The organism is Sphingomonas sp. (assembly GCF_030145815.1).
In the GTDB taxonomy this organism is placed as follows: domain Bacteria; phylum Pseudomonadota; class Alphaproteobacteria; order Sphingomonadales; family Sphingomonadaceae; genus Sphingomonas.
The window spans coordinates 1-4,474 of sequence record NZ_JAIXHL010000068.1 but is presented as its reverse complement, the minus strand read 5'-3'; the positions used below and the strand labels follow the sequence as shown (position 1 = coordinate 4,474).

Genomic DNA, 4,474 nt, shown 5'->3' with positions numbered 1-4,474 from the left:
AGCGGACGCAGCCGTTCGAACTGGGCTTCACTCAACCAAAACTCGCTCAAATCCACGCTCCTGCTGGCGCAGCGCATGAATCACATCCCAGCCGCCAAGGGAATCCCGTTTATGGGTCCTGACCCTAAAACTGGAGCAAGGCTCGTCGAATCGATGAGGGGTCGATGGATTATGCACGTATCATCCATTGGACAGCCAATCCCGTTCAATCGATCAGGAAGCTCATGACCAAGCGGGCATGACGATCGCAGGACTCGCGCGCGAAGGCGGCGTGGGCGTCGAAACCGTGCGCTACTACCAGCGTCGCGGTCTGTTAAATGAGCTCGACCGACCCACCGGAGCTGGCGCGGGTGGCGGTATCTGGCGCTACGGCGCCGATGACGCGCGCCGTCTTCGTTTCATCCGTTCAGCCCAAGCAGCGGGTTTCACGCTAGACAAGATCGGGGAGCTGCTGGCGCTCCGCATCCAGCGGCCGAGGACGCGCAGCGTGTTGACGCTATTGAACGATTGCGATCCGGCCGACACCTGCATGACTGCAAGTGTGCGACCTTGGGTCGGGCGCATACCTCCGGTGCGCTGCCCATTAGCCGCTAGGGCAACTGTCCTGCCCTCTCCTGTAATTTTGCCTGCTGGGCCACAGAGGTCGCCGTTATACTTCTGGAATTGATTGCGATCCAGCGGGGCTTCAGGCCGAGGCGAGCGTTGAACCGCGCGTTGAAGCTCGGATCCCCCGTCGAGCGCTCTAGCAGCGAGGGGCCGTAGACCGCCCGCACCCGCTGTCCATCATAGCCCATCAACGACAGCAAGGTGGGGAAGATCTCGTAGTGGCTTACCCGGTTTCTGTTCGCCCCTAGATTGCGCTCCCAGTCCAGCGTTTTCAGCGTGGCCCCCTTTATGACAACAAGAGGCACCAACCCCTCCTCGATTACGGGATCGCTGCTGCAGTGGGTATCGAGCCCCGGGTTGCCGGCTTCGTGCAGGTCCTGGCCGTGGTCCGAGGTGTATATGATGGTCGCATCGCCAATCCGCGCCCGCGCGAATAGCCGGTCGAAGAACGCACCCACGTTCCACAGCAACGTGTTTCTGTAGGCGTTGCGGTAGCGCGCCCAATCCTCCGACGACCCGCCAAATCCATCGCGACTTCCAGTGTCGCTAACGTCTGCAAAGCCGCCGCGTGGCAAGGCGGGGCGATGGCGCATGAACGCGTCAGGGTATTTATCGTGAATAGGAAAGTGCGCGCCAACCTTGTTGATGATGATGAAATCTGCGGTGCGATCGTTGAGCAATCGGGCGAGCACGTCCGCCGCGGCCATGTCGCGCTCGCGCACAGGCACGTCGTCAAACTGAATGAAGCGGTCGATCGCCTCCAGCTCTTGCCTCGACATCAGGTTGTGCAGATTGCCCCCCGTCCGCTGCGCATCGATGTACACGGTGCGCAATCCCGCCTTGCGAGCGTAGCGCCAGATGGCAGGCATGGTCGCGTTGATCCGCTCGTAGTCGTCGCGCGTGCCGCCGTGGCGCAAGGTGACGTTGGTGCCGACGCTGCAGTTCGTGATCGAAGCGGCGTAGCCGAAATTGTGGATCTCGACGCCTGGACGAGAACGGGCGAGGCCCGACGTCGCTCCGCGCGCATCGTTGATGTCGAGGTAGCTGCCGAGCACACTTTCGTCGATGATAAGGGCGATGTCGCCGCGAGCGCGCGGCCCCGTTCGCGGTATCGTAACGTCCTGGCGCGCTACGGTGGGGCTTACACCCCGCTCGTAAAGGAAGACACTTGAATATGCGAGGATCGGAAACGCGCTCGGCAGCCCGTTCGCGCCTTCGCCGCCGCGGGCGAACAGAATGCCGGACAGCGTGGCTATGCCGATGAGCGGTGCCGCGACGGATGCAGAACCCGGCAACGGCAGCGTACGCTTCGGCTTCATCGCCACGCCTACGAGCAGCAGCAGGCTGGAAGCGAACGCTGAAGCGATGGAGCTTGCGTGCTGACCCAGCGTGTCCCCAACGAACCCGGCCGAGTTCAGAAGGTTGATAAAGGCGTCATAAGTCAGCGGCTCGCCGACGATCCGCTGGAAGGAGTCGAGCAGTAGCGCCGAAGCAGATAGAAGGACGGCGTAGCCGAGCCGGAGATGCGTGTTTCGGATGTAGGCGGCGAGCAGAAGACAGACGGCCAGGAAGCCAAACAATCCAACATAAAGGAATAGCGCCGGCCCCGGCCCAAGCGACAACAGTCGCTCCGCCACTGCGGCGAACCCCGCCACGAGGTAGAGCGCAAGCAAAGCTTCTTTGATAGGTAACGTCACGGCTCGGCCTTCAGCGAAACAAGATCGGATCGGGCCGCAGCTCGAATCCGGCCGGGAGATCCGCCGCGATGTCGCCGTCGGCTTGCACGGGAAGGTTGGCCGCCGCCCTGGCGGTTAGCGCGGTGCAGGTGAACGCGGTTACTCCCGCCAGAGCGTCTGCCCGGCGACCCGTCAGCAGCGCCCATACCAGCCGAATGAAATCTCGCCTGCGTGCCTTGGTCAAGGCAAGGACATGGAGCAGCGGTACGCCCAATCGGGCATCCTGCGCTATACTCCACGGTCCCGCGAAATAGCGCCCCTTGGCTACGTAGAACGCCTCGCACGTGATCGCACGGCCTTCACAGAGGATCTCAATCTTGTCGCGACGCCAGTCTACTAGCACCCGGACAATCGCGACCACATAGGCAAGCCTGCCAAAGTGGCGCTTAAGGCGCGGCGACAGGGCGGCGACCGTGCGGCTGTCGGGTCCGACGCTGGCGCAGGCAAAGAATAAAGTATCATTGACCTGTACCGCATAATGGCTGCGCCCGCGATCCCGGCGCATCACCCTCCCGGCGTGCGAATGGGGCGCGTGGTGCGCGCTGAATTCGCGATGTACCAGATTGACGGTTCCTGACGGATAAACGCTCATCGGAAGCGACCTGCCGCAGCGCGCTATCGCCAAGGCGACGTGCCGGACGGTGCCGTCACCCCCAACGGCGCATACGTGCGCCGCAGCATGGTCGATGGCTATTTCCAAACCGGGGCCGCACTCAGACAGGACCACCTCAGCCCCACGAGCCTCGAAGCCCGCACGAAGCGCCGTCAGCTTTGCTGGCGAATGCCTTCCCGCGCTTTTGTTATGGATGATCTGGACCCGGTGTCCTGCAAGTTTCGTCATTCGGGCTCCGCCGCTCCTCAAGCGGACTCAGCTTAGGACAAGAAGTTAAAATTGGCCTTAAACCGGCCGTCGGCCAAGCGAGTTAGCCGACCAAGCCTCCACAGCTCTTTCGCTCAATAAAATGGCGCATCCGGGCAAGCCGGCGATGGGACCGGCCGAGATCAAGCGCGCCAAGGCGATGCTCGCAGACCCCACCATCACCGTTGAGGAGGTGGCGCAGCAGATCGGCGTCCAGCCGTCGACGCTCTACCGGCACATACCGGGTGGGCGCAGCTCGCTTAATCAGGCTGCGGCCTAGGTTGAGAACTCATACAAGATACTGATGATATGTGGTAAATGGCTGCGTCTGATGGGTTTGGTCGGGAGCGGTTATGGCACGACATCTGTTTTGGCTATCTGACGAGGCGTGGGCGGCGATCGAGCCCCACCTCCCGCATGGGAAGCCGGGCAAGCCGCGTGTCGATGATCGGACCGTCATCTCGGGCATCTTGCATGTGCTCAAGACCGGTTGTCGCTGGCGAGATGTTCCAGCGGCCTACGGACCACCGACGACCATCTACAATCGCTACAACCGGTGGGCAGCGCGCGGGATCTGGCAGCGCATGTTCGAGAAGATCGCGGGTGCGGGCGCTGTGCCGGACGAGTTGTCGATCGACAGCACGCATGTGAAGGCGCATCGCTCGGCGGCCGGCTCAAAAAGGGGGAGTGGCAGGAAGCGATCGGTCGCTCGCGCGGCGGGCGGACCTGCAAGATACACTGCCTGGCCGACGATCGCGGCAGACCGGTCGCCTTCACGCTGACGCCCGGCAATATCGCCGATATCAGCGTGGCGATGCCGTTGTTGGGCGTTGCCGCACCCGCCAAGCGCCTGCTCGCCGACAAAGCCTATGATGCCGACAGCCTGCGCAACTGGCTCAAGCAACGACGCATCAAGGCCGTCATCCCCTCAACTGCTTCGCGCCGTACGCCTTACCCGCTCGACAAGCACATCTACCGGCGCAGAAATGTCATCGAGCGCCTCTTCTGCCGCCTCAAAAACTGGCGCCGCATCGCTACTCGATACGACCGCCACGCCTCCAACTACCTCGCAGCCATCGCCCTCGCTGCCACCGTCATCTTCTGGCTGTAATCAATGAGTCATCGTGTAATTTGTGGCTGCTTCCCCGGGCCGGCTGAGCGGCGCACACTTCTGGTTCTCGAAGCCTGAAGGAAGGAAGCAGCCATGAAGCACTATGCCGGATTAGACCTGTCGATGGAAACGACGCATGTGTGTGTCGTCGATGCAGATGGA

4 protein-coding genes and 3 pseudogenes are annotated in these 4,474 nt (G+C 62.2%); 4 read left to right on the top strand and 3 right to left on the bottom strand.

Going from position 1 to position 4,474, the window contains the following annotated elements:
* On the top strand, window positions 1–228 hold a 228-nt coding region (locus KYX69_RS22895), incomplete at its 5' end, for a hypothetical protein (RefSeq protein WP_300501658.1).
* 10 nt (window positions 229–238) lie between these two features.
* Window positions 239–460 (top strand): annotated as a pseudogene (locus tag KYX69_RS22890) (MerR family transcriptional regulator); the annotation flags it as partial.
* Here KYX69_RS22890 and KYX69_RS22885 read toward each other — a convergent pair.
* From KYX69_RS22885 to KYX69_RS22875, 3 genes and pseudogenes are all read right to left on the bottom strand, one after another.
* Window positions 460–570 (bottom strand): annotated as a pseudogene (locus KYX69_RS22885) (arsenical resistance protein ArsH); the annotation flags it as partial. The pseudogenes KYX69_RS22890 and KYX69_RS22885 sit on opposite strands and share 1 nt — an antisense overlap.
* Before the next feature lie 20 nt (window positions 571–590).
* Window positions 591–2,303: a sulfatase-like hydrolase/transferase gene (locus KYX69_RS22880; protein WP_066662457.1), complete on the bottom strand. Its 1,713-nt coding sequence runs from the start codon at window positions 2,301–2,303 to the stop codon at window positions 591–593.
* Between the two features lie 10 nt (window positions 2,304–2,313).
* A complete protein-coding gene (locus tag KYX69_RS22875) occupies window positions 2,314–3,183 on the bottom strand; it encodes a diacylglycerol kinase family protein (RefSeq protein WP_082738059.1) in 870 nt (289 codons plus the stop codon).
* Window positions 3,184–3,304: 121 nt separating this feature from the next.
* Here KYX69_RS22875 and KYX69_RS22870 point away from each other — a divergent pair, with 121 nt between their 5' ends.
* Window positions 3,305–3,481: a helix-turn-helix domain-containing protein gene (locus KYX69_RS22870; RefSeq protein WP_197421998.1), complete on the top strand. Its 177-nt coding sequence runs from the start codon at window positions 3,305–3,307 to the stop codon at window positions 3,479–3,481.
* A 73-nt stretch (window positions 3,482–3,554) separates the two neighbouring features.
* Window positions 3,555–4,246 (top strand): annotated as a pseudogene (locus tag KYX69_RS22865) (IS5 family transposase); the annotation flags it as partial.
* Between the last annotated feature and the right edge of the window lie 228 nt (window positions 4,247–4,474).